Source organism: Cohnella hashimotonis (assembly GCF_030014955.1).
Taxonomy (GTDB): domain Bacteria; phylum Bacillota; class Bacilli; order Paenibacillales; family Paenibacillaceae; genus Cohnella; species Cohnella hashimotonis.
Genome location: NZ_JAGRPV010000001.1, coordinates 3,570,262 through 3,595,038, shown reverse-complemented (window position 1 = coordinate 3,595,038; position 24,777 = coordinate 3,570,262). Strand labels below are relative to the sequence as shown.

Annotated in this window: 20 protein-coding genes; all 20 read left to right on the top strand. The window is 61.4% G+C overall.

Going from position 1 to position 24,777, the window contains the following annotated elements; genetic code table 11:
* Positions 1 to 66: 66 nt before the first annotated feature.
* The 20 genes from KB449_RS14485 to KB449_RS14390 all read left to right on the top strand — a co-directional run bounded on the left by KB449_RS14485 (position 67) and on the right by KB449_RS14390 (position 24,760).
* Positions 67 to 1,389 (top strand): hypothetical protein, encoded by a 1,323-nt coding sequence (locus KB449_RS14485; RefSeq protein ID WP_282909057.1) that lies wholly within the window; start codon positions 67 to 69, stop codon positions 1,387 to 1,389.
* A 125-nt stretch (positions 1,390 to 1,514) separates the two neighbouring features.
* Positions 1,515 to 2,531: an NAD-dependent epimerase/dehydratase family protein gene (locus KB449_RS14480; protein ID WP_282909056.1), complete on the top strand. Its 1,017-nt coding sequence runs from the start codon at positions 1,515 to 1,517 to the stop codon at positions 2,529 to 2,531.
* Positions 2,531 to 3,601: a dihydrodipicolinate synthase family protein gene (locus tag KB449_RS14475; protein WP_282909055.1), complete on the top strand. Its 1,071-nt coding sequence runs from the start codon at positions 2,531 to 2,533 to the stop codon at positions 3,599 to 3,601. The genes KB449_RS14480 and KB449_RS14475 overlap by 1 nt, the downstream gene beginning before the upstream one ends.
* A gap of 36 nt (positions 3,602 to 3,637) precedes the next feature.
* Complete coding sequence (sdaAB, locus tag KB449_RS14470; protein WP_282909054.1) at positions 3,638 to 4,321, top strand: L-serine ammonia-lyase, iron-sulfur-dependent subunit beta; 684 nt, start codon at positions 3,638 to 3,640, stop codon at positions 4,319 to 4,321.
* A complete protein-coding gene (gene sdaAA, locus KB449_RS14465) occupies positions 4,318 to 5,205 on the top strand; it encodes an L-serine ammonia-lyase, iron-sulfur-dependent, subunit alpha (protein ID WP_282909053.1) in 888 nt (295 codons plus the stop codon). The genes sdaAB and sdaAA overlap by 4 nt, the downstream gene beginning before the upstream one ends.
* Positions 5,202 to 6,428 carry a M20 metallopeptidase family protein gene (locus KB449_RS14460; protein WP_282909052.1) on the top strand — a complete coding sequence of 409 codons (1,227 nt, stop codon included), beginning with the start codon at positions 5,202 to 5,204 and terminating at the stop codon, positions 6,426 to 6,428. Before sdaAA ends, KB449_RS14460 begins: the two co-directional genes overlap by 4 nt.
* Positions 6,425 to 7,366, top strand: a complete 942-nt coding sequence (locus tag KB449_RS14455) for a Gfo/Idh/MocA family oxidoreductase (protein ID WP_282909051.1) — start codon at positions 6,425 to 6,427, stop codon at positions 7,364 to 7,366. The genes KB449_RS14460 and KB449_RS14455 overlap by 4 nt, the downstream gene beginning before the upstream one ends.
* Positions 7,367 to 7,536: 170 nt before the next feature.
* Entirely contained in the window at positions 7,537 to 11,853 is a 4,317-nt protein-coding gene (locus KB449_RS14450) for a PolC-type DNA polymerase III (RefSeq protein WP_282909050.1), read from the top strand.
* A 228-nt stretch (positions 11,854 to 12,081) separates the two neighbouring features.
* Entirely contained in the window at positions 12,082 to 12,543 is a 462-nt protein-coding gene (gene rimP, locus KB449_RS14445) for a ribosome maturation factor RimP (protein ID WP_090117341.1), read from the top strand.
* 26 nt (positions 12,544 to 12,569) lie between these two features.
* Entirely contained in the window at positions 12,570 to 13,667 is a 1,098-nt protein-coding gene (nusA, locus tag KB449_RS14440) for a transcription termination factor NusA (protein WP_277567345.1), read from the top strand.
* 48 nt (positions 13,668 to 13,715) lie between these two features.
* A complete protein-coding gene (rnpM, locus tag KB449_RS14435) occupies positions 13,716 to 14,030 on the top strand; it encodes an RNase P modulator RnpM (RefSeq protein ID WP_282909049.1) in 315 nt (104 codons plus the stop codon).
* Positions 14,020 to 14,352 carry a L7Ae/L30e/S12e/Gadd45 family ribosomal protein gene (locus KB449_RS14430; protein ID WP_282909048.1) on the top strand — a complete coding sequence of 111 codons (333 nt, stop codon included), beginning with the start codon at positions 14,020 to 14,022 and terminating at the stop codon, positions 14,350 to 14,352. Before rnpM ends, KB449_RS14430 begins: the two co-directional genes overlap by 11 nt.
* On the top strand, positions 14,345 to 17,446 hold the full coding sequence (infB, locus tag KB449_RS14425) for a translation initiation factor IF-2 (RefSeq protein WP_282909047.1): 3,102 nt from the start codon (positions 14,345 to 14,347) through the stop codon (positions 17,444 to 17,446). Before KB449_RS14430 ends, infB begins: the two co-directional genes overlap by 8 nt.
* Positions 17,447 to 17,479: 33 nt before the next feature.
* Positions 17,480 to 17,836: a 30S ribosome-binding factor RbfA gene (rbfA, locus tag KB449_RS14420; protein ID WP_217595968.1), complete on the top strand. Its 357-nt coding sequence runs from the start codon at positions 17,480 to 17,482 to the stop codon at positions 17,834 to 17,836.
* Positions 17,833 to 18,837 (top strand): DHH family phosphoesterase, encoded by a 1,005-nt coding sequence (locus KB449_RS14415; RefSeq protein WP_282909046.1) that lies wholly within the window; start codon positions 17,833 to 17,835, stop codon positions 18,835 to 18,837. Before rbfA ends, KB449_RS14415 begins: the two co-directional genes overlap by 4 nt.
* Positions 18,815 to 19,747: a tRNA pseudouridine(55) synthase TruB gene (truB, locus tag KB449_RS14410; RefSeq protein WP_282909045.1), complete on the top strand. Its 933-nt coding sequence runs from the start codon at positions 18,815 to 18,817 to the stop codon at positions 19,745 to 19,747. The genes KB449_RS14415 and truB overlap by 23 nt, the downstream gene beginning before the upstream one ends.
* A 55-nt stretch (positions 19,748 to 19,802) precedes the next feature.
* Complete coding sequence (locus tag KB449_RS14405; protein ID WP_282909044.1) at positions 19,803 to 20,777, top strand: bifunctional riboflavin kinase/FAD synthetase; 975 nt, start codon at positions 19,803 to 19,805, stop codon at positions 20,775 to 20,777.
* A 174-nt stretch (positions 20,778 to 20,951) separates the two neighbouring features.
* The gene (gene rpsO, locus KB449_RS14400) at positions 20,952 to 21,221 is read left to right on the top strand and encodes a 30S ribosomal protein S15 (protein WP_090115765.1); all 270 of its coding nucleotides are present in this window, start codon (positions 20,952 to 20,954) and stop codon (positions 21,219 to 21,221) included.
* 187 nt (positions 21,222 to 21,408) lie between these two features.
* Entirely contained in the window at positions 21,409 to 23,493 is a 2,085-nt protein-coding gene (pnp, locus tag KB449_RS14395; RefSeq protein ID WP_434082505.1) for a polyribonucleotide nucleotidyltransferase, read from the top strand.
* Between the two features lie 208 nt (positions 23,494 to 23,701).
* On the top strand, positions 23,702 to 24,760 hold the full coding sequence (locus KB449_RS14390; protein ID WP_282909043.1) for a polysaccharide deacetylase family protein: 1,059 nt from the start codon (positions 23,702 to 23,704) through the stop codon (positions 24,758 to 24,760).
* Positions 24,761 to 24,777: the final 17 nt, after the last annotated feature.

Below are 24,777 nucleotides of genomic sequence, written 5' to 3'. Positions count from 1 at the left end.
AGCCTTAAACAAGAAGACTCCCGACAGCGCCGGCTTCGGGGGTCTTTTTCACAGGAGGAATACCGCATGCAAATCAAGATCGGAATCGTAGGGACGGAGGCCGCCGTTTCCCGCATATTAAGAGTTTTGAATGCGTTCCCATCTTTTGAGCCCGTCGTCCGTATCGTCGGGCAGGAGCAGGATGCGCCCGATACCGCGGCCGCCCTCGAGACCGAAGTGGAGGCGCTGCTGATGTCCGGACCCGCGCCGCAGCGACTGCTAAAGGAAAAAAGGCCGGTTGCCGTGCCGGTGCACCATGTCCCGCTGACCGGGGCGGGTCTTTACAAGGCGTTGTTCGAGGCGCAGCGAGCAGGTCGGCTCGGACCGGACACCGTCCTGTCCGTCGATTCGCTCACCAAGGCGATGGTCATGCGCACGCTGCGGGATCTGGCGCTTGAAGAGCTCGCGGTCGCCGTCTATGACGGTCCGTCCTATGCCTCGCCGGACAAGCTCGTCGCACACCATCGCAAAGTCGCCGCATCGCAAGCCAGCGTATTTGCTTTCACCGGCGTGGAGCGGGTCGCGGAAGAGCTATCGGGGCTCAACATTCCGCATGCGCGGCTGCTGCCGTCCGACGACGATATTATCGTCACGCTGGAACGCGCGCTGCTGTCGACCGAATCGCGAAGAGGCAAGGAGTCGCAGATCGTCGTAGGCATGGTCACGGTCGACGAATTCGGCAAGCTCGTACAGCGGAGCGCGAGCGAGCACGAGATTCAAAAGCTTAAGCTGGACATACACCGGATGGTGCTCGACTATGTTGAATCGCTGGACGGTTATTTGACGCCTGTCGGCGGAGACGAGTATTTGTTCTTCACAACGCGGGGCATTTTCGAGCGCGAGACGGGCGGTTACAAGACGATCCCGCTCGCGAAGGACGCCAATTTGTCCTACGGTCTCTCGCTCAGCATCGGCATCGGCTTCGGCGCAACGGCCAGCGAGGCAGGATCAAATGCGCGAAGCGCGCTTCGCAAGTCGGTCGCCGCCGGAGGCAACGCCTGTTTTATCGTGCGTGAGGATCGCACGCTGATCGGACCGCTGGAAATGGCGGACCCGGTGTCGTCGATCACGGCGCCGCTCGATCCCGAGCTGCTGCGGCGCGCGGAGGAGGCGGGGATGACGGGCGCTTATTTGAGCAAGCTGCTCGCTTATATGTCCCGGCACGGCAAATACGATTATCAGGTGCACGAGCTTGCGGCGATGCTGAATGTGACGGTGCGCAGCGCGCATCGGCTGCTGCTGCAGTGGGCGGATGCGGGACTCGTCGGCATTGCCGGCATGGAAAAAATGCCGAAGGGCAGGCCGCGCCAAGTTTTCCGTTTTTCCTTCCTGGCGGATCACTATTTATAAGGGGCGCTGGTCTGCTTCAATACGCAGATCTTCTATGCAAATTTAAAGACGATAAATGGACCTGTCTTTATATAGCATTCGCACGTATGATGGAATCAGGTACAAGTCGAGAGGAGACTGGTCTCATGCATACGATAGAACAACTGGAAGCAAAGCTAGCCGAACCGTCGGAGGCGCTTGTCAAGCAGCTGTCGGCGATCGACGGAGACATCGTCGTGCTCGGCGTCGGCGGCAAAATGGGCCCGAGCCTGGCCAGGCTCGCGGCTAATGCCGTACGTGCCGGCGGACTTAACAAACGTGTCATCGGCGTATCTCGTTTCAGCAGCAGCGAGACCCGCGAAGAGCTGGAATCCGCAGGCGTCGAGACGATCTCTTGCGAGCTGCTCGACGACGAGGCGCTGAAGGCGCTGCCGAACGCCACGAATGTCATTTATATGGCGGGCAACAAATTCGGCACGACGGGCCGCGAGCATTTCACCTGGGCGATGAATGCGTATTTGCCGGGACGGGTAGCCGAAAAATATAAAGATTCGCGCATCGTCGTCTTTTCTTCGGGCAACATTTATCCGTTCATGCCGGTCGGCGGGGGCGGGGCGGATGAATCCATCGCGCCGGAGCCGCTGGGCGAGTACGCCCAATCGACGCTGGGCAGAGAACGGATTTTCGAATATCACTCGCACAAAAACGGCACGCCGATGACGATGTTCAGACTGAACTACGCGATCGATCTCCGTTACGGCGTATTGCTGGAGCTGGCGCGCGCAATCCGCGAGGAGCGTCCGATCGATCTGACGACCGGCTACGCCAACGTCATCTGGCAGGGCGACGCCAACGCGATGGCGCTGCGGAGTCTGGCGATCGCTTCGAGCCCGCCGGCGATCCTGAACGTAACGGGACCGGAGACGATGTCCGTACGGTGGGCGGCAGGCCAGCTGTCCAAACGGCTTGGCAAGGAAGCGATTTTCGAAGGCAAGGAATCCGAGACCGCGCTGCTGAACAATGCGTCGAAGTCCCATCAGCTGTTCGGCTATCCGAGCGTATCGCTGCTGCAACTGATCGACTGGACGGCGGAATGGGTGCTGCAAGGCGGCGCGACATGGAACAAGCCGACCCACTTCCAGGAACGAAAGGGGAAATTCTGATGGCGACCGTATACTTGTCGGATGCGCTGAACGCGGCGCTGCAGGACGGCCTCGTTATTCCGGCACACCCGCTTGCGCTGGACGCGAACCGCAAGCTTGACGAGCGGCGGCAGCGGGCGCTCACCCGTTATTACGTCGCTTCAGGCGCGGGCGGCGTCGCCGTCGGCGTTCACTCCACCCAGTTCGAGATTCGCGATCCCGAGCATGACCTGTATGAGACCGTGCTTCGCATGGCCGCCGAGGAGGTCGACAAGGCGGCGCCTTCCCGTCCGTTCATCAAGGTTGCGGGCGTGTGCGGACCGGCGGAGCAGGCGCTGAGCGAGACGGCGATCGCCCTTAAGCTGGGCTACGACGCGGTGCTGCTCAGCATGGGCGGACTCGGGCAATTGACCGAGGAAGCGCTGCTCGAGCGGACGAGGCAGGTCGCGGCAGTCATGCCGGTCATCGGATTTTACCTGCAGCCTTCGGTCGGGGGAAGAATATTCACGTACGAATTCTGGCGTGCCTTCGCCGACATTCCGAACGTGGTCGCGATCAAGATGGCGCCGTTCAACCGTTACCAGACGCTTGACGTAGCCCGCGCCGTCTGCCATTCGGAACGCAAGGACGAGATCGCGCTCTACACCGGCAACGACGACAATATCGTCGTGGACCTGTTCACGACCTTTCGCTTTACCATCGACGGCCGGGCCGTCGAGAAGCAGGTCGTCGGCGGTCTGCTGGGCCACTGGGCGGTATGGACGCAGAAGGCGGTCGCGCTTCTCGAAGAGATCAAGACGGCCAGACGAGAGCCGTCGATTGCAAAGGAATGGCTCGTTCGCAATATCCAGGTGACGGATTCCAATGCCGCTTTCTTCGATCCTTCGCACCAGTTCGCAGGCTGCATCCCGGGCATCCACGAGGTGCTGCGACGCCAAGGCTTGCTGGAGGGAACCTGGTGCCTTAATCCGCACGAAGAGCTGTCGCCGGGTCAATCCGGGGAGATCGACCGCGTGTACGCGCAGTATCCGGATCTCAACGACGACGCGTTCGTCGCGACACATCTCGAAGAATGGCTGCAGGAGCGTTAACCGGTCGATCGATAAAGCGAAGGGAGAGGGGCGGACATGCGATTTAAAGACGTCTTTTCCATCATGGGACCCAGCATGATCGGCCCCTCCAGCTCGCATACGGCGGGCGCCGCGAGACTCGGGCTGACGGCGCGCCAGGCGCTCGGCGGGCAGCCGGACGAAGCGGACATCATCTTCTCGGGTTCGTTCGCGGAAACGTACATGGGTCACGGCACCGACCTGGCCGTGACGGCCGGATTGCTCGGCTGCGCGCCCGACGACGAACGAATCCGGGACTCGATCGCGCTGGCCGAAGCGGCTGGCATGGAGCTGCGATTCGGCACCGAGCTCCGGCCCGGCGGCCATCCCAATACGGTTCGGTTCGAGCTGCGCAAGGGAGAACGGGCACTGACGATGGTCGGCTGCTCGATCGGCGGCGGCAACGTCGAGATCGTCGGCGTAGACGGATTCGACGTGAAGTTCGGCGCGGACTGTCCGACGCTGCTCGTCAATCATCAGGACATGGCGGGGACCGTCGCCGCGATGGCGCTGATCGTCGGGCGCGCCAATCTGAATATCCGGGCAATGGACGTCGATCGTCAGAGCAGAAGCGGCCGCGCGCTCACCGTCATGGAGATGGATCAGGCGGTGTCTGCCGAGGTGAGGCGCGAGCTGCAGGCGCTGCCGCAAGTCGAGCGGGTCCGCTTGATCCATCTGAACGAGGAGGAGGGGCAAGAATGAGATTTGCCACGCTAGCGGAGCTGTCGGCGCAATGCCGGGAAGCGGATATGACGATCGGCCGCTATATGATCGAGGAACAGGTCCGGGAATCGGATCAAACGGAGGAAACGGTCGTCGGTCAGATGGCCAGCTACTATCAGATCATGAAGGAAGCGGTGCGCAAGGGCACGACGGAGGAGACGAAGTCGCGCAGCGGCCTTACGGGCGGAGACGCGAAGCGGGTGATGGAATACCGGGCGCTAGGCGGGACGGCGCTTGGCGGCGAAGCGAGCGCTGCGCTCGCCTATGCGCTCGGCGTCTCCGAGGTCAACGCCTCGATGGGCCGAATTATCGCCACGCCGACCGCAGGCTCGTGCGGAATCATTCCGGGCGTTTTCGTGAGCACGCAGGAGCGGTTCGGCTGGACCGACGACAAGATGGTTGAAGCCTTGTTCGCGGCAGGCGCGATCGGCTACGTCATCGCGAACCGGTCGTTCATTTCCGGCGCGGAGGGCGGCTGTCAGGCCGAGGTCGGATCGGCGGTCGGCATGGCTGCAGGCGCGCTGACGGAGCTGCGCGGCGGCACACCGGAGCAGGCTGTCCATGCGGTCGGACTCGCGCTTAAAAATTCGCTCGGACTTATCTGCGACCCCGTCGGCGGACTCGTCGAGATTCCCTGCATCGTGCGCAACGGCTTCGGCGCGGTGACCGCGCTGGCGGCGGCAGATATGGCGCTTGCCGGCGTCCGCAGCGTAATTCCGTCGGACGAGGTGATCGGCGTCATGAAGGATATCGGAGCCGCCATGCCCGAAGCGCATCGCGAGACGGCGAAGGGCGGCCTCGCCCAGACGCCCACGGGCAAAGCGATTCTTAGCGACCTGCGCAAGAAAGGCGGGCGTTCATGAGCGCGATCGTCTCATGGAAAGACAAGGCGGCGCTGCTCGCAGACGAGCTGACCGCCGTCAGGCGGCAGCTGCACCGGTTTCCCGAGCTCAGCTTCGAGGAACGGGAGACCGCGCGTCTCGTTGCCGAGCGGCTGACCCGGCTCGGATTGTCTTGCCGCACGGCGTTCGGCGGTCACGGCGTCGTAGCGGACATCGTCGGCGATGCCGCGGGTCCGGTCGTCGCGCTCCGCGCAGACATGGACGCGCTCCCGATCGTCGAAGAGACGGGGTTGCCGTTCGCCTCCGAGCGCCCCGGCGCGATGCATGCCTGCGGGCATGACGCGCACACGGCGATGCTGCTCGGCGCGGCCGAGCTGCTCGTCCAGACGCGATCGACGCTGAAGGGCACGGTCAGACTCATTTTTCAGTCCGCCGAAGAGATCAACGAAGGCGCCAAGGCGATGATTCGCGAAGGCGTGCTGGACGGCGTCGACGAGATTTACGGCTTGCACAACCTCCCGACGCTGTCCGCCGGCTTCGCATCGGTTCGTCCCGGACCGCTGATGGGCTCGGTCGACCGCATCGATATCCTGGTCGAAGGCAAAGGCGCGCACGGCGCCATCCCCGATCAGGGTATCGATCCGATTCTTTGCGCCGGCGCGATCGTCATGTCGCTTCAGAGCCTGGTCTCGCGGGAGACGTCGCCGTTCGATCCGGTCGTCGTGACGATCGGCAGCATTCACGCGGGCGACGCCAACAATGTCATTCCGTCGGCCTGCCGCATGACGGGTACCGTCCGGGCGTTCGATCCCGACGTGCGGGAGCGCTTGCCCGCCGGCATCGAGCGGATCGTGACGCGGATCGCGGACAGCTATCGCTGCAGCGCGAGCCTGACATATATCCGCCAGACGCAGGTGCTGATTAACCATCCCGAAGCGGCCCGCAAGGTCGCGGAGGCAATCGACGCGGTCGCCGGACCGGGCAGAAGGCTGGAGGCGGCTCCAACGCTCGCAGGCGAGGACTTTTCCGAATATTTGAAGCATGTACCCGGCTGCTTTTTCTGGCTCGGCTCGGGTCCGTCGGAAAATGCCGAGTACGCGTTCGGCCTGCACCATCCCCGCTTCGAGCTGAACGAAGCCTGCCTGCCGCTCGGCGCGGCGCTGCTTGCCGGCATCGCGGCGAGAAGGCTGGAAGAAGGCCCGTTGTCGGCCGGCTCACCGGCGGAAGGAGGCGGGCACGCGTGAAGTTTCGTACGGTCGGACTCATCGGCACCGATTCCTCTCATGCCATTTCCTTTAGCGAGTTGCTGAACGATCCGGCTGACCCGCTGCACGTGCCCGGTTACCGCATCACTACAGCATGGCCGGGCGGCTCGCCTGATTTTCCGCTCAGTGCGTCGCGCGTCGAGACGATCATGGGACGGCTCGAGACCGAACACGGCATTCGCCGGGCAGACTCGCCGGAGGAGGTCGCGGCGTCCTGCGATGCGCTCATGCTGCTGTCGATCGACGGCCGGGCGCGTACGCAGCTGTTCGGGCGCATCGCGCCTTACGGCAAGCCTGTTTTTATCGACAAGCCGCTGGCGATATCCGGACGGGACGCCGCCGAGATCGAGGCCCTTGCAAACGCTTATGAGACGCCGATTTTCAGCGTTTCGGCCCTTCGCTATGCCGTGCAAGGCGCCATGAAGCGGGACACGATCGCAATTGAGCCGACACTCGAGCCAATACTTGAAGCTACCGTCAGCGGTCCGCTGCAGATCGAGCCGACGCAGTCGGTCTATTATTGGTACGGCATTCATCTGGCCGAGATGCTGTTCGCCATTCTCGGACCGGACTGCCTGTCCGTACGAACCGAGCGTCGAAAAGAATTCGACCGTATCGTCGGCACATGGGCGGACGGCCGGACCGGCACGGCCATCTGCAGACGCCCCGAGGCGGGTTATGTCTACGAAGCCGAAGTCCGGATCGGGGCGGAAGCGAAGACGCTTGCGCTCGATCCCGATTTTAAATTCCATTACGCCAGGCTGATCGCGGATGCGGTTTCCTTTTTCGACACGGGTATCGCGCCGGTCCCGCTCGAAGAGACGCTGGCGATCGTTCGCTTTCTGGAAGCCGCGGAGAGCAGTCTCGGCGCGGACGGCGCACCGATGTCCCCGGATGCTAGCGCGAGCCGTTCCTGATCGTCCCCCGAATGTCGTTCTTTGACTATTGCTGCCGCAAAGTCTATCAGGTAGAATAATAGAACAAGTACGAGAACAGAAAGCTTCCCGACTTTAACCTGCCGCAGGCGCTCGCCTCGCGCAAGTGCGGTCGGGGGCTTTTGTTGTTGAAAGGGATGAATCTTTCGATTATGTTGCCGAAGCCCGATCAGAGGAAAAAATTCGAACTGCTGCTGGCGCAAGCGGAGATTCCGGGCGATTGGATCGACGCCCATTTCCGCGACGGTTACATAGAAAGAGTCGAAGTAAGCAAGGCGAATCGCAGCTGGCGGTTTCACTTCGTCAAGGAATCGCTGCTGCCGCCGCCCGTCTATGCCGGATTTCACAGCCGCGTGAGGGACAAGCTCGGCCATCTCGCGCAGATTGAGATGTGCCTGCTTCACGGGGAGACGATCGCCACGAGCGAGCTTCTGCTGCATTATTGGCCGCTGTTCGTCGAATGGATGCAGAGCGAATTCGCTTCTGTCAACGGCTGGCTGGGCAAGGCAAGGCCCGAGGCGGAAGGCGAGCTGCTCACCCTGTTCATGCTGAACGAGGCGAGCCTGGAGATGGCGCGCAAGAAGACGGTCGACACGTATGCGGCCAAGTTTTTCGAGGAGCGGTTCGGCCGCGCCTGCCGGATCAAGCTGGCCGTGGGGGAAAAGCAGCAGGAGGCCGTGGAGGCGTTCATGCAGCGGCAGCTCGAGGAGGAGCGGCTGCACGTCCGCAAGCTGATGGAGAGCTTGCCCGAGGAGGAGCCGCCGGAAGACACGGGCGGCGCAGCGCCGCAGTCGCTGCAGCACGGCTACGAGATCAAGGATGACGCCGTGCCGATTGCCAACATCCAAGAGGAAGAAAAGAAAGCGACGGTTCAAGGCGTCGTGTTCGGATTGGAAGTCAAAGAGCTTCGCAACGGCAATACGCTTTACCTGTTTCATGTGACCGACTATACCGATTCGCTCACCGTCAAGATGTTCGGCAAGACGAAGGAAGACGTCAAAATGCTGAACCTCCTTTCCAACGGCAAATGGGTGAAGCTGCGCGGACGCGTCGAATACGACCGGTTCCTCAATCCGCCCGAGCTCGTCATGATGCCGAGCGACCTTAAGGAAATCAACGGTCCGAAGGCGCGCAGGGACGAAGCGAGCGACAAGCGCGTCGAGTTCCACCTGCACACGTCCATGAGCACGATGGATGCGATCACGCCTGTCGACGCCTATATCAAGACGGCCGCCAAGTGGGGTCACAAGGCGATTGCGGTTACCGACCACGCGAACGTGCAGTGCTTCCCAGAAGCCGCGAAGGCCGCTAAGAAAAACGGCATCAAGATGATTTACGGCGTCGAGGCCAACGTCGTTAACGACGCGGTCGACATCGTTCTGAACGCTCGCGACACCGTGCTCGCCGAAGAGACGTTTGTCGTGTTCGACATCGAGACAACGGGGCTGTCCGTCACGGCGAACAAGATCATAGAGCTTGCGGGCGTCAAGGTGTCGGGGGGCCGCGAGATCGGACGCTTCTCCACTTTTATCGATCCGCACGAGCCGATCCCGTACAACATTCAGCAGTTGACCAGCATCACGGACGAGATGGTGGCGGGCGCGCCGGAGCTCGAGCCGAAGCTGGCCGAGTTTCTCGATTTCGTCGGCGACGCCGTGCTCGTGGCGCATAACGCCCGTTTCGATATCGGCTTTATCCAGCACAACTGCAAGCGCCTGGGACTGCCGCAGCCGGGCAACCCGGTGCTCGATACGCTGGAGCTGGCGCGTTATTTGCATCCGACGATGAAAAACCACCGGTTAAATACATTGTCGAATCTGTATAAGGTCAGTCTCGAAAACCATCACCGCGCCATCGACGATACGATCGCCCTGGCCGGCGTGCTGGAAGGTCTGCTCAAGGATGCGCAGACCCGAGGCATTACGCGGATGGCCAGACTCAACGAAGTGAACGAGAACAGCTGGAAGACGACGCGCCCGTTCCACTGCTGCATTTACATGCTGAACGCGGCCGGCAAAAAGAACCTGTACAAGCTCATCTCGCTTTCTCATACCGACTATTTTCATCGTGTCGCCTGCATTCCGAGAAGCAAGCTGATCGAACACCGGGAAGGGCTGCTCATCATTTCCGGCTGCGAAAAGGGCGAATTTTTCGAGGCGGTGCTGAACAAGTCGGAGGAGGAAGCGGCGGAGGTCGCGGAATTTTACGACATTCTCGAGATTCAGCCGCTCGATTTTTACATGCATCTGCTCGACAAGGGGCTTGTCGGCAGCAGGGCGGAGCTCGAACAGGCGCTGCGCAGGGTCGTCGCCATCGGCGAGCGGCTAGGCAAACCCGTCATCGCGACCGGCAATACGCATTATCTGGAACCGAGGGACAAGCTGTACCGCGACATCACGATCCACGGCATCACGGGCTTCAGCCCGCTCAAGGACCAGCGCAAGCCGGACGCGCATTTCCGGACGACCCCGGAGATGCTCGACGCCTTCGCCTTTCTGGGCAAGGACAAGGCGGCTGAGGTGGTCGTCGCCAATACGAACGCGCTAGCCGAACGTTTTGAGGACATCAAGCTGTTCCCCGACGAGCTGTTCACGCCGAACATCGAGGGCGCCGACGAGGAGATTCGCAACACTTGTTATGCCACCGCGCGCAGCCTGTACGGCGAGGAACTCCCGCAGGTCGTTATCGACCGGCTGGAAAAGGAGCTCGTGCCGATCATCAAGTACGGCTTCTCGGCGAACTATCTGATTTCCGAGCGTCTCGTCAAAAAGTCCAACAGGGACGGCTATCTCGTCGGCTCGCGGGGATCGGTCGGCTCGAGCGTCGTCGCGACGTTCCTCGGCATCTCCGAGGTCAATCCGCTCCCCGCGCATTACCTTTGCCGCAACCCCGTGTGCAAGCACCAGGAGTGGTTCCTCGACGGCAGCGTTCCAAGCGGCTTCGACTTGCCGGACAAGGCTTGCCCGGATTGCGGCACGATGATGCGCGGCGAAGGCCAGGACATTCCGTTCGAGACGTTTCTCGGCTTCAAGGGGGACAAGGTGCCTGATATCGATCTTAACTTTTCAGGCGAATATCAGCCCCATGCGCACAATTTCACCAAGGAGATGTTCGGGGAAAAGGGCGTGTTTCGGGCCGGCACGATCGGCACAGTCGCCGAGAAGACAGGCTTCGGCTTCGCCAAGAAATACCAGGAGGAGCACGGCAAGAACTGGCGCGGCGCTGAGCTCAACCGCCTTGCGCAGGGCGTGACGGGCGTGAAGCGGAGCACGGGGCAGCATCCGGGCGGCATCGTCGTCGTTCCGGATTATATGGAGGTCGAGGACATTACGCCGGTTCAATACCCGGCAGACGATACGAGCGCGGAGTGGAAGACGACTCATTTCGACTATCACGCCTTCGACGCCAACCTGCTCAAGCTCGATATTCTGGGGCACGACGATCCGACGATGATGCGGATGCTCCAGGACTTGACCGGCGTCGATCCGACGACGATCCCGATGAACGATCCGAAGGTCATGAGCCTGTTCAACTCGGTCGAAGCGCTCGGCATCCAGCCGAGCCAGATCAAGTCTCAGGTCGCAACGTTCGGGGTTCCGGAGATGGGCACCCGGTTCGTGCGCCAGATGCTCGAAGAGACGAAGCCTTCGTCCTTCGCCGACTTGCTGCAGATCTCGGGCTTGTCGCACGGCACCGGCGTATGGCTGGGCAACGCCCAGGAGCTCATCAAGAACGGCACGTGCACGATCAAGACCGTTATCGGCTGTCGCGACGACATCATGCTGTTCCTCATTTACAAGGCGGGCATGGACGCGTCGCTGGCCTTCAAGATCACGGAGAGCGTACGTAAGGGCAAGGGGCTCACGCCCGAATGGATCGAGGAGATGAAGCGCTGCGGCGTTCCGCAATGGTATATCGACTCCTGCCTGCGGATCGAATACATGTTCCCGAAGGCGCACGCCGCCGCCTATGTCATCTCGGCCGTACGCACCGCGTTCTTCAAGCTCTACTATCCCATTCATTACTATGCGACTTACTTCTCGGTACGGGCGGCGGACTTCGACGTCGAGCTGTTCTGCCAAGGGTACGATGCGATCCTGAAGGGGATGACGGAGATCGAGGCCAAGGGCTTCCAGGCGCTGCCGAAGGAAAAGAACATGATTCCGATCCTCGAAATGGGGCTGGAGATGACCGCGAGAGGCTTCAAGGTCAAGCCGCTCGACCTGTACCGGTCGGACGCCACCCGCTTTATCGTGGACGGAGACGCGCTGATTCCGCCGTTCTCCGCAGTCGCCGGCATCGGCGAGAACGCGGCGCGCAACATTGCGGCCTCCCGCGTGGACGGAGACTTCCTCTCGATCGAGGACTTCCAGCAGCGCTCCAAGGCGACGAAGACGATCATCGAGCTGCTGACGACGATGGGCTGCTTCCGCGGACTGCCGGAATCCAACCAGCTGGCGCTGTTTTAAAGCGCCGGAGCGCCCGATGCCCGCAAGGACGATCGTCCTCGCCGGCTTCCGCTGCCTGAATAATGCATTGCAAGGGGCCTGGCGGTTATGGTATATTAATTCTGGTAATCATGTGGATATCACTGTCTGCAGAAGAGTGGGGAAACCCACTCTTTACGTTTTGCATAGGGACTTTTGCATGTGCGATTCTGCAGATATCCATTTGAAGCAATCGGGAGGTCTGGTCATTTGAGCGTTTCCAAGATCAAATCCGCAGTCGAACAGCTGGTCGCCCCCTTCGTGGAGGAGAACGGCTTCGAGCTGGTGGATGTAGAATACGTCAAGGAAGGCAGCAACTACTTTCTGCGCGTATTCGTGGACAAGGCGGGCGGCATCGATATCGATGACTGCGGCCGCGTGTCCGAATATTTAAGCGGGAAGCTTGACGAAGCCGACCCGATCCCCGAAGCCTACTTCCTCGAGGTGAGCTCGCCGGGCGCCGAACGTCCCCTGAAGAAAGCGGAGGACGTCGCTTCTGCTGTCGGCAAACATGTATTCGTTACAACCTATGAGCCGGTGGACGGCGCCAAGGAATTCGAAGGCAGCCTGGACGGATTCGACGGCAGCGTGCTGACCGTGACCGTCGGACGCAAGCGCCATGAGATTCCTTACGATAAAGTGGCTTCCGCGAGGCTGGCCATCGTCTTTTAATATGCGAAAGGAGGAGAGCAGCAGCTATGAGCATGGAGTTTATTGAAGCCTTAGGCGAGATCGAGCGCGACAAAGGCATCGCCAAGGATGTCCTCATCGAGGCCATCGAAGCGGCACTTATCTCCAGCTATAAACGCAATTTCAATACGGCGCAGAACGTACGCGTCGATATCAACCGCAATACCGGCCTGATCAAAGTTTACGCGCGCAAGACGGTCGTCGACGAGGTGCTCGACCCGCGTCTTGAGATCGCGATCGATGCGGCCCGCTCCATCAACCCGCACTATCAGATCGAGGATATCGCCGAGATCGAGGTGACGCCGCGGGATTTCGGACGGATCGCGGCGCAGACGGCCAAGCAGGTCGTCACCCAGCGCATCAGGGAAGCCGAGCGCGGACTCATCTACCATGCGTACGTGGACAAAGAGCAGGATATCGTGACCGGCATCATCCAGCGGATCGACATGCGCAACCTGTACGTCGACCTTGGCAAGGTCGAGGCGGCGCTGCCGCTTACCGAGCTCATGCCGACCGACAAGTTCAAGCAGGGCGACCGGGTCAAGTCTTATATCACGAAGGTCGAGAATACGAGCAAAGGGCCGCAGATCATCCTCTCGCGGACGCATCCCGGACTGCTCAAGCGCTTATTCGAGCTCGAGGTGCCAGAGATTTTCGACGGCACGGTCGAGATCCGCTCGGTCGCGCGCGAAGCGGGCTTCCGCTCCAAGATCGCCGTTCACTCGCGCGCGGACGAAGTCGATCCGATCGGCTCCTGCGTCGGACAGAAGGGCGTGCGGGTACAGACGATCGTGAACGAGCTTAAGGGCGAGAAGATCGATATCGTCCGCTGGTCGGATTCCGTCGAGGAATACGTCGCCAATGCGCTCAGCCCGTCCAAGGTGCTGGAAGTCATCGTGTTCGAAGCCGAAAAAATGGCGCGCGTCATCGTGCCGGATTACCAGCTGTCGCTGGCCATCGGCATCAAGGGGCAGAACGCGCGGCTCGCGGCGAAGCTGACCGGGTGGAAGATCGATATCAAGAGCGAGACGCAGGCGGAGCAGGAATACGGCCGGCCGCGGACCGAAGGCGACGCGATGCATCAGGACAGCGTGACGATCGATTAATATTCAAGCGGCAATCATATAGACGGTCCGCATGGGAGGCGAGGAACCTTGAGACCGAGGAAAATACCGCAGCGCAAATGCATCGCGAGCCAGGAAATGATGCCTAAAAAAGAGCTCATCCGCATCGTACGGTCGCCGACGGGGGAGATTTCTCTCGATCTGACGGGCAAAAAGCCCGGAAGGGGCGCCTATCTGTGCGGCAAGCTGTCTTACTTCAAACTGGCCAAGAAGACGAAGGCGCTGGAGCGGGCGCTGAAGGCGCCCGTGCCGCCCGACGTTTACGATCGGCTGGAGGAAGAGTTCTTAAAGCTGGAAGGCGAATTCATTGCCGCGAAGGAGTTGGATGACGGCGATGACGAGTAGCGATAAGACGCTGTCGCGCCTGGGGCTCGCCATGCGGGCGGGCAAGCTCGTCTCTGGTGACGAGACCGTGCTTAAGAGCATCCGCGCGGGCGAAGCGAAGCTGGTGGTGATCGCCCGGGACGCTTCCGACAATACGCGCAAGAAAGTGGCGGACAAATGCGCAAGCTATGGCGTAGAGCTGCTTGCCGGCTACTCCCGGTACGACCTGGGAGGCGCCGTCGGCAAGCCCGAACGCGTGCTGTTCGCCGTCACGGACCAAGGCTTCGCGAATCTCGTTCGCGAGGGCTTCGTTCAACATACGGAGGTGGAGAATATTGAGTAATAAACAATCGGATAACAAAGATAAGCTGCGGGTGTACGAGTACGCCAAGCAGCTGAATATGAGCAGCAAGGAAGTGCAGAAGATTCTCGAGCGTGTAGGCAAGCCGGTCAACAACCATATGAGCGTCATGGAAGACGGCATGGTCGCTTCCGTCGAGAAGTTTTTCCGCGATGTCAAGGCGAATGCAGCGGCCAAGATGGCGCAAAACAAGCCGGCCGGCAATCGTCCGGCAGGCGAGCAGGGCGGCCAAGGCGGTCAGAATCGTCAAGGCGGCAGCCAGCAGCAGCCGGCGCGCCGCTCGGAGGAGACGGCTTCGGTCGCGTCTCGTCCCGCGCAGCCGGCGCCGACGGCACCATCGCCATCGCCCGCACCTGCTCCAGCGGCCCCGCAAGCATCGGAGCCGGCCCCGCAAGCGGCTGCGCCATCGCAGCCTAGCGCGCCGAGCGGCACCGCTTCTTCGGCGCCTGCCTCGGATCGTCCGCAGGGCGGCGGTCAAGGAAGCGGCCAGGGCGGCGGCTACCAGGGCAACCGTCAAGGCGGCGGCCAGGGCGGCGGCGGCTACCAGGGTAACCGTCAAGGCGGCGGTCAAGGCGGCGGCTATCAGGGCAACCGCCAAGGCGGCGGCCAGGGCGGCGGTTATCAAGGCAACCGTCCTGCGGGCGGCCAAGGCGGCGGCGGTTATCAAGGCAATCGTCCTGCAGGCGGTCAAGGCGGCGGCGGCTACCAAGGCAACCGTCCGTCGGGCGGTCAAGGCGGCGGCGGTTACCAAGGCAATCGTCCTGCGGGCGGCCAAGGCGGCGGCGGTTATCAAGGCAACCGTCCTGCGGGCGGTCAAGGCGGCGGCGGTTACCAGGGCAATCGTCCTGCGGGCGGCCAAGGCGGCGGCGGTTACCAGGGCAATCGTCCTGCGGGCGGCCAAGGCGGCGGCGGCGGTTACCAAGGCAACCGTCCTGCGGGCGGTCAAGGCGGCGGCGGTTACCAAGGCAACCGTCCTGCGGGCGGTCAAGGCGGCGGCGGTTATCAAGGTAACCGTCCTGCTGGCGGCGGCGGTTTCGGCGGCGGCGCGGGCAGAGGTCCGGCACCGGCACCGGCGGCTGCGGCGGGACGCGGCGGCCAAGGCGGCGGCTTCGGCAGCCGTCCGGGCGGCCAGCGGAGCGACAACCGCGGCGGAGACAATCGCGGCGGAGACTTCAACCGGGGCGGCGCTGCCGGTGCCAAGCGCAAGGACAACGATTTCAACCGGCGCTTTGAAGAGTCCGGGCGCGGCGGTCCCCGCAAGGGCAAAGGCGGCAAGAACGCCAGAGGCCGCAGCAACATGCCTCCGCGCGAGAAGATCGACAATACGCCGAAGAAAATCATTATCCGCGGCGAGATGACTGTAGGCGATATGGCTAAGCTGCTCCATAAGGACGCTTCCGAGGTCATCAAGAAGCTGTTCATGATGGGCGTCATGGCGACGATCAACCAGGATCTCGACATGGATACGATCCTGCTCATCGCAGGCGAGTTCGGCGTCGAGACTGAGGTCAAGATCGCAGTCGAAGACACCAACTTCGAGACGATCGAGGAAACGGACGAAGAGGCCGATCTGATCACGCGTCCGGCTGTCGTTACGATCATGGGCCACGTCGACCACGGCAAGACGACGCTGCTTGACGCGATCCGCGAGACGCAGGTCGCGAGCGGCGAAGCCGGCGGCATCACCCAGCATATCGGCGCATACCAGGTCGAAGTGCACGGCAAAAAGATTACGTTTCTGGATACGCCGGGTCACGAAGCGTTTACGACGATGCGTGCGCGAGGCGCCCAGGTTACCGATATTACGATTCTGGTCGTCGCGGCCGACGACGGCGTCATGCCGCAGACGGTCGAAGCGATCAACCACGCGAAGGCGGCGAACGTGCCGATCATCGTGGCGGTCAACAAGATCGACAAGCCCGGCGCGAATCCCGATAAGGTCAAGCAGGAGCTGACCGAGTACGGTCTCGTCCAAGAAGCTTGGGGCGGCGACACGATCTTCGTCGAACTGTCCGCCAAGCAGCGACTCAACCTCGACGGCTTGCTCGAGATGATCCTGCTGGTGTCCGAAGTGAACGACTACAAGGCCAATCCCGACAAGCGGGCGCGCGGCACGGTCATCGAAGCCGAGCTCGACAAGGGCAAGGGGCCGATCGCCCGTATCCTCGTTCAGAACGGTACGCTCAAGGTCGGCGACGCGTTCGTCGCGGGCGACTGCTTCGGCCGCATCCGCGCGATGACCAACGACCGCGGACGCCGGGTTAAGGAAGCCGGACCTTCGACGCCTGTCGAGATTACCGGCCTGACGGAAGTGCCGCAAGCAGGCGATCCGTTCATGGTGTTCGAGGACGAGCGCAAGGCGCGGGAGATCGCCGACAAGCGCTCGATCAAGACGCGTCAGGAATCGATGCGTTCTAACCAGAAGGTTACGCTCGAGGATCTGTTCAGCAAGATCAAGGAAGGCGAGATCAAGGATCTGAACGTCATCCTGAAGGCCGACGTCCAAGGCTCGCTCGAAGCGCTTAAGGGCTCTCTCGAGAAGATCGAGGTCGAAGGCGTACGCGTCAAGACGATCCACAGCGGCGTCGGCGCGATCACCGAATCGGACGTATCGCTTGCGCTCGCATCGGCCGCGATCATTATCGGCTTCAACGTTCGTCCTGAACCGCGCGCCGCGCAGGCCGCCGAGCAGGAGAAGGTCGACCTGCGTCTGCACCGCATCATCTACAAGGTGATCGAGGAGATCGAGCAGGCGATGAAGGGCATGCTCGATCCGGTGTTCAAGGAGAAGGTCATCGGCCATGCCGAAGTCCGCGAGACGTTCAAGGTCAGCAAGGTCGGCACGATCGCCGGCTGCATGGTCACGGACGGCAAGGTCGCCCGCAACGCCGAAGTGCGTCTCGTACGCGGCGGCGTGGTCGCCTTCGAAGGCAAGATCGATTCCCTCAAGCGTTTCAAGGATGACGCGAAGGAAGTTTCGGAAGGCTATGAATGCGGCATTACGCTCGACAAGTTCAACGATCTTCAGATCGGCGACGTTCTCGAGGCGTTCATCATGGAGTCCGTCGAGCGCTAATCCGCGCATGAAGCAGGGAAGAGGGGATGGACAGTGGCTAAATTCCGCGTCGGCCGTGTCGGCGAACAGATCAAGAAAGAGATCAGCTCGCTGATCCAGACCGAGTTGAAGGATCCGCGCATCGGCTTTATCACGGTGACGGGAGTCGACGTGACGGGGGATCTGTCCCAGGCTCGCGTGTATCTAAGCATTTTGGGCAACGACGAACAAAAAGAAGCGACGCTGCATGCGCTGGCCAAGGCCAAAGGGTTCCTCCGTTCGGAGCTCGGCAACCGCATGCGGCTGCGTCATACGCCGGAGATCGAGTTCCGTTTCGACAGCTCGATCGCATACGGCAGCCGTATCGAGGCGCTTCTGGCGGACATCAACAAAGGAAACCAGCCTTCATGAACGCCTGGACCGCGCAGCTCGACGCCGCAGTCGACTTTATCCGGGAGCGGGACGACTTCCTCGTCGTCTCGCACGTCCAGCCCGACGGCGACGCCATCAGCTCCACGGTGGCCGTCGCCTGGCTGCTGGGCAAGTTGGGCAAAAGCTACGCCATGTACAATGAAGGTCCCGTTCCCGAACGACTTCATTACCTGATCGGGAGCGGTCAGATCGAGACGAACGCGTCCGGCGCAGCCGGGCGCGCCTATCGTCATGTCATCGCTGTCGACTGCGCGGATTTCAGCCGGGTCGGCAATGCGACGGAGCGTTTCGAAGACAACTTCGAGATGCTGAACATCGATCATCATCCGACCAACAATGGTTTTGGCCTTGTTAATTTGCTGCGCTCGGACGCCGCCGCGACGGCCGAGATTTTGTTCGAATTGATAGAACGCGCAGGCATAGCCTTGGACAAGGACGCGGCCACGGCGATCTATACGGGCATGCTCACCGATACGGGCGGCTTCCGTTACAGCAATACGACGCCGAACGTGCTTGCGATCGCTTCCCGCCTGATCGATCTGGGCGTGGACGGTCCGATGCTGGCCGAGCTGCTGCTTGAGCGGATGACGCTTCAGCAGATGCTCGTTCTTCAGCGGGCGTTGTCCCGCCTGACGTTCAGCGCGGACAAGCGCATCGCCTGGCTTTGGGTGACGCCTGAGGATATGACAGACACCGGCGCCAAGAACGAAGACCTCGAAGGCATCGTAAACTTCCCACGCAATGTCGAAGGCGTAGAGGTGGGCATCCTGTTCAAGCAAAATGCGGAAAACGCCGTCAAGGTCAGCCTGCGATCGGCGGGCAAGGTCGACGTTGCGGCCGTATCCCAGCAGTTCGGGGGCGGCGGTCACGTGCGCGCGGCCGGCTGCAGGGTTGAGGCGGCGCTCGAGGACGCGATCGGACAAATGACGGAAGCGGTAGGAAAGGCGTTGGAATCGCATGACGCAAGCCAAAACGCATAGCTTCGAAGGCGTGCTGGCGGTATGGAAGCCGGCGGGGTGGACCTCGCACGACGTCGTCGCCAAAGCCCGACGCATTCTTGGCGTCAAGCGTATCGGCCACACCGGGACGCTCGACCCGGCCGTGACCGGCGTGCTGCCGATCTGCATCGGCAGAGCGACGCGGATGGTCGAATACCTGCAGGAGCTCCCCAAGACTTATGAAGCGACGATCCGCTTCGGCATCGCGACCGATACCGAGGATCTGACGGGAGAGGTGCTCGAAACCTGCGATGCCGGCGGATTGTCGGAAGCCGGGATCAGGGAGACGATTCTCTCTTTTGTCGGCGATATCATGCAGGTGCCGCCGATGGTATCCGCGTTGAAGGTCGACGGCAAGCGGCTCTACGAGCTCGCCCGGGAGGGCGTCACGATCGAACGCCCGGCGCGCCCGGTGACGATTCATGAGATTCGAATCGGGGAGATCAAGACCGGTATTCCGAGCCCCGAGGCTTCTTTTTCGGTCCGCTGCTCGAAGGGCACCTACATCCGCACGCTTTGCGTCGATATCGGCCGCAAGCTCGGCGTGCCGGCGGCGATGGCGGTTCTCAAGCGGATGGAAAGCGCGGGACTTGCGCCTGAAGCCAGCCTGACGCTCGAAGAGATCGCCCGTCTGCGGGAGAGCGGCGACCTTGAAGAACGGCTCGTTCCGGCCGACAGCCTCGTTCCTTTCCCGCGCGCGACCGGCGGGTCGCTGGCCGCATCGAATGCGAGACAGGGCAAGGCGATTCCGTTCGAGCTGCTCTCGCCGGTGCCGGATCAAGACGGCTTGTGGCGTCTATACCGCGAGGACGGCGCTTTTCTGGGCCTGTTCGAGTCGGACATGCCGGGCCGCCGGCTCAAGGCTGTCAAAGTATTTCATCCGGAAGAGTGACTTCAAGGACCGCTTGGCGGTCCTCGCTCTTTCGTAGATGCAGGAGGACAGCAGGGTGGAACGTTACGATTTGACTCATACGATGTTGACGGCGGAAGGCGGCCTCCCGTCAGGCGCCTGCCGGGAACGCATCGCGGTGGCGGTCGGATTTTTCGACGGCGTCCATAGAGGGCACGCCGAGGTGATCCGTCAGGCTGTAGCGTCCGCCAGAGAGCAGGGGTTCACCCCGGCCGTGCTGACGTTCAGCCCGCATCCGCGAACCGTTCTCGGCAAGGACGGCTATCATACCGTTTTAACGCCGCTCGAGGACAAGCTGGCGCTGTTCGCGGAGCTTGGGATCGAGCTGGCTTATGTCGTGGCATTCGATCACGGCTTTGCCGAAGTATCCGCGGAGAGCTTCGTCCGGAGACTGCTGCTGCCGCTCGGGGTGCGAACCGCCGTCGTCGGCTTTGACTTCCGTTTCGGCCATCGCGGGCAAGGCGATGCCGAGGCGCTCCGGCGGCTGAGCGACGACGAGATATCTGTCCGTGTCGTGGAGCCGGTCTTTGAGGGAAATGCCAAGATCAGCAGTACGCGTATTCGCGCATGTCTGGATTCGGGCGATACCGAAACGGCAGCCGTGCTGCTGGGACGTCCCTATGCGATATCGGGCGAGATCGTCCACGGCGATGCGCGCGGCCGTCTGCTCGGTTTTCCGACGGCGAACATGCTGCCGGCCGATCCGTACGTCATTCCGCGGCACGGTGTCTACGCGGTGACCGTAGGCGGCGCGGACGGAGGGACGCGCGAGCTCGGCGGCGTCATCAACGTCGGCGTCCGTCCGACGTTCGACGCGCCGGGCGGCGCACCGAGGCTCGAGACGAATTTGTTCGATTTCCAAGGCGACCTGTACGGTCGGACGCTGACCGTGCGGTTTCACCGCTTTTTGCGTCCCGAGACGAAGTTCGCTTCATTCGAGGCGCTCAAATCGCAGATCAGTAAGGATGCCGAGCAAGCACGCGACGAACTGCGGTCGTTAGGCTTGCGGTGAGATCGTCCATCATCGTGCCTTAACCGCTTGTTGCTATGATAATAGGCTTTGTGCTATACTGTTGTACGTTGTCGGCTATGCCGATTTCATAAGAACCTTGGCTTGGCCGGACGCTCTCACCGGCGACAGCTCGGCCACAGGCGATTAGACAAATCGAACACGGAGGTGATTGGGATGGCATTGACGCAAGAGCGCAAACAAGAACTGATCGAGCTGCACAAAACGCACGCTTCGGACACCGGATCCCCGGAAGTTCAAATCGCGATCCTGACGGAGAACATCAACAACCTGACGACCCACTTCAGGTCCCACAAGAAGGACCACCACTCGCGCCGCGGCCTGCTTAAAATGGTCGGCCAACGTCGCAAGCTGCTGGCATACCTGAAGAACAAGGACGTCAAGCGTTACAGCGCGCTGATCGAGAAGCTCGGCCTGCGCCGTTAATTCGCTTCGCGACACAAGCAACCTGCTTAGCCAGTCGGGCATGGACCCCGGGGCGGCGGGTTGCTTTTTTCAAGCTTATGGCTTGTTCCGGACGCCTAAGATTCGTTCGGCAGGAAATAATAGAGAGTATGTCGAATTTACATATGTCTAATTTAGAGGAGGGATTGCACTGGCACACCAAGTAGAGATGTCGCTCGGCGGACGTCCGTTATCGCTCGAGACGGGCCGTCTGGCGAAGCAGGCGAACGGCGCCGTTGTCGTCCGCTACGGAGATACGGTCGTTCTGTCCACCGTCACGGCATCTTCCGGACCGAAGGACCTGGATTTTTTCCCGCTCACCGTCAACTATGAAGAAAAACTGTATGCCGTCGGCAAAATTCCGGGAGGCTTCATCAAGCGCGAAGGACGTCCCAGCGAGAAAGCTATCCTGGCTTCACGCCTGACCGACCGTCCGATCCGTCCGCTGTTCCCCGAAGGCTTCCGCAACGACGTGCAGATCGTCAGCCTCGTCATGAGCGTCGATCAGGACTGCCCGCCGGAGATCGCGGCCATGATCGGCACGTCTGCGGCGCTCGCCATCTCCAACGTTCCGTTCGACGGACCGATCGGCGGTGTCATCGTCGGCCGCGTCGGCGGCAAGTTCATCATCAACCCGACCGTCGCCGAGGAAGAAAAGAGCGACATGCACGTCGTCGTGGCGGGTACGCAGGACGCGATCATGATGGTCGAAGCCGAAGCCGACGAAGTGCCTGAAGCGGACGTGCTCGAAGCGATCATGTTCGGCCACGACGAGATCAAGAAGATCGTAGACACGATCAACCAGCTCGTCGCAGTCGCCGGCCAACCGAAGATGGAAGTCAAGCTGCATGCCGTCGATGCCGCCGTCGAGAGCGACGTCAACGCGTTTGCGCAAGCGAGACTCGTCGAGGCGGTCCGCATCGAGGAAAAGCATGCCCGTCAGGAAGCGATCGATGCGATCAACGCCGAGACGGTCGAGCATTTTTCCGCCGTTTACGCGGACGAGCCGGGCAAGCTCGGCGATGTCAAGGAAGTGCTTTACGATATCGTCAAAAACGAAGTTCGCCGCTTAATTACGCACGACAAGGTACGCCCCGACGGCCGCAAGCCGGAAGAGATCCGTCCGATCTCCGGCGACGTATCGCTGCTGCCGCGCACGCACGGCTCCGGCTTGTTCACCCGCGGCCAGACCCAGGCGCTCAGCATCTGCACGCTCGGTCCGCTCGGCGAAGTGCAAATTCTCGACGGCATCGGCCTCGAAGAATCCAAGCGTTTTATGCACCATTACAACTTCCCGCCGTTTTCGGTCGGCGAAGCCCGCCCGCTCCGCGCGCCGGGACGCCGCGAGATCGGTCACGGCGCACTCGGCGAACGCGCGCTGCTGAAGGTCATCCCGTCTGAAGCAGAGTTCCCGTATACGATTCGTCTTGTCTCCGAGGTGCTCGAATCCAACGGTTCAACGTCCCAGGCGAGCATCTGCGCCAGCACGCTGGCGATGATGGACGCAGGCGTGCCGATCAAAGCGCCTGTCGCAGGCGTGGCGATGGGCCTCATCAAGGACGGGGACCACTTCACGATCCTTACGGACATCCAAGGGATGGAAGACCATCTCGGCGACATGGACTTTAAGGTGGCAGGCACGGCGAAGGGCGTCACCGCGATCCAGATGGATATCAAGATCGACGGCATCGACCGTTCCATCCTGACGCAGTCGCTCGAGCAAGCGAAGGAAGGCCGCATGTTCATCCTCGGCAAGATGATGGAAGTCATGTCCGAGCCGCGCAAGGAACTGAGCAAATACGCGCCGAAGATCATTACGATGCACATCAATCCGGACAAGATCCGCGACGTCATCGGTTCCGGCGGCAAGATCATCAACAAGATCATCGAGGAGACCGGCGTCAAGATCGATATCGAGCAGGACGGCACCGTCTACATCGCGTCCTCCGATGCGGCCGCCAACGACAAGGCTCGCTCGATCATCGAAGGCATCGTACGCGAAGTCATCGTCGGCGAGACGTATCTCGGCACAGTTAAGCGCATCGAGAAGTTCGGCGCGTTCGTCGAGATCCTGCCGGGCAAAGACGGACTGGTCCACATCTCCCAGCTGTCGACCGAGCGCGTAGCCAAGGTCGAGGACGCCGTCGCTATCGGCGACAAGATCATGGTCAAGGTCACCGAGATCGACAACATGGGCCGCGTGAATCTGTCCCGCAAGGCGCTGCTCACGACCGAAGTACAGAGCGGTCAGTAATCGGCGCCAGCTTTAGCTTTACCAACTGCATAGGATAAGCAAAAGAGACCGAATATTTTTCAGTCTCTTTTTTTATTTGGCTTGCCGGCGCTTCCCCTCCGATGACGGTTTCCTCGCCCGGCCTGCGGTTCATAATAACCGCCAGGATTGCATAGGATGTAGACAAGCGAGGGCGCGTCCGCGCCCGGATAGGAGCTGGGAATCAGCCATGAGCAAAACGCGTTGGCCGCCAACGGTCATGCTGGCGCTGCTCGTCCTGTTGCTCGGCGCGGGCCGGTACGGTCCGCTGCACGCATACGTGGAATCCGCCAAGTCCGCAAGCGGAGAGGCGACATACGCGGAGACGGGATTCCTCGGCGACAAGGAGCAGCCGGCAGCGGCAGAAGATCGGGCGAATGAGGAAGAGCCGTTGAAGGCATGGCTTAAGCAGGAAGCCCAAAAGCGCGCGATTCGGCCGAAGGACGCCAAAGTCGACCGTGTTTGGAAGGCGATACCGGGGTATAACGGCAGGACAGTGGACGTGGAAGCGACATACGCCAAGGCGAAAGCGGCGGGGTGGACGGCCGAGTCCGCCGCCGGCTCCGCGGACAAGGTGCCGTGGGTGTACAAGGAGATCGCACCGAAGGTATCGCTGCGGGATCTGCCGCCTTCGCCGGTCTATCGCGGCAATCCGGCGAAGCCTGCGGTCGGGCTGATGATCAACGTCGCATGGGGCAACGAATATTTAGCTTCTATATTAAAGACGCTGGACGACGAACAGGTCAAAGCGACCTTTTTCCTCGACGGGAGCTGGCTGAGCAAAAACAAGGAGGCTGCGGAAGAGATCATCCGGCGCGGCCACGAGGTATCGAATCACGCTTACTCTCATAAAAACATGAGTACGATTACCGACGCCAAGCAGCTCGAAGAGATCGCCAAAACGCAATCGCTGCTAAAAAAAACGCTGGACGTCGACAATCGTTTGTTCGCGCCGCCCTCCGGCGATTTCGACGACAGGACGGTACGAATTGCGGCCGGACTCGGTTTGACCACGGTGCTGTGGACGCTCGATACCGTCGATTGGAAGCGTCCGCCCGCAGCAGGCGTCATCGCGAAAATCGGAGCAGGCGTTGGACCGGGGACCCTTATTCTGATGCATCCGACATCAACGACCGAGCAGGCGCTCAAGGGGATTATCCGTCAGACCAAAGCGAAGGGGCTCGTACCCGGAACGGTATCAGAGGTGCTGTCGGAGAGGCGGTTAGATGTGCCTGCACGGGGTAATTAAATGTTCATGGCATCGCT

Bases quoted from the DNA above. Each gene is read 5' to 3' on its own strand.
- KB449_RS14485 (WP_282909057.1), top strand. From the start codon at position 67: ATGCAAATCAAGATCGGAATCGTAGGGACGGAGGCCGCCGTTTCCCGC.
- KB449_RS14480 (WP_282909056.1), top strand. From the start codon at position 1,515: ATGCATACGATAGAACAACTGGAAGCAAAGCTAGCCGAACCGTCGGAG.
- KB449_RS14475 (WP_282909055.1), top strand. From the start codon at position 2,531: ATGGCGACCGTATACTTGTCGGATGCGCTGAACGCGGCGCTGCAGGAC.
- sdaAB (WP_282909054.1), top strand. From the start codon at position 3,638: ATGCGATTTAAAGACGTCTTTTCCATCATGGGACCCAGCATGATCGGC.
- sdaAA (WP_282909053.1), top strand. From the start codon at position 4,318: ATGAGATTTGCCACGCTAGCGGAGCTGTCGGCGCAATGCCGGGAAGCG.
- KB449_RS14460 (WP_282909052.1), top strand. From the start codon at position 5,202: ATGAGCGCGATCGTCTCATGGAAAGACAAGGCGGCGCTGCTCGCAGAC.
- KB449_RS14450 (WP_282909050.1), top strand. From the start codon at position 7,537: ATGTTGCCGAAGCCCGATCAGAGGAAAAAATTCGAACTGCTGCTGGCG.
- nusA (WP_277567345.1), top strand. From the start codon at position 12,570: ATGAGCATGGAGTTTATTGAAGCCTTAGGCGAGATCGAGCGCGACAAA.
- KB449_RS14430 (WP_282909048.1), top strand. From the start codon at position 14,020: ATGACGAGTAGCGATAAGACGCTGTCGCGCCTGGGGCTCGCCATGCGG.
- KB449_RS14415 (WP_282909046.1), top strand. From the start codon at position 17,833: ATGAACGCCTGGACCGCGCAGCTCGACGCCGCAGTCGACTTTATCCGG.
- truB (WP_282909045.1), top strand. From the start codon at position 18,815: ATGACGCAAGCCAAAACGCATAGCTTCGAAGGCGTGCTGGCGGTATGG.
- rpsO (WP_090115765.1), top strand. From the start codon at position 20,952: ATGGCATTGACGCAAGAGCGCAAACAAGAACTGATCGAGCTGCACAAA.
- pnp (WP_434082505.1), top strand. From the start codon at position 21,409: ATGTCGCTCGGCGGACGTCCGTTATCGCTCGAGACGGGCCGTCTGGCG.
- KB449_RS14390 (WP_282909043.1), top strand. From the start codon at position 23,702: ATGAGCAAAACGCGTTGGCCGCCAACGGTCATGCTGGCGCTGCTCGTC.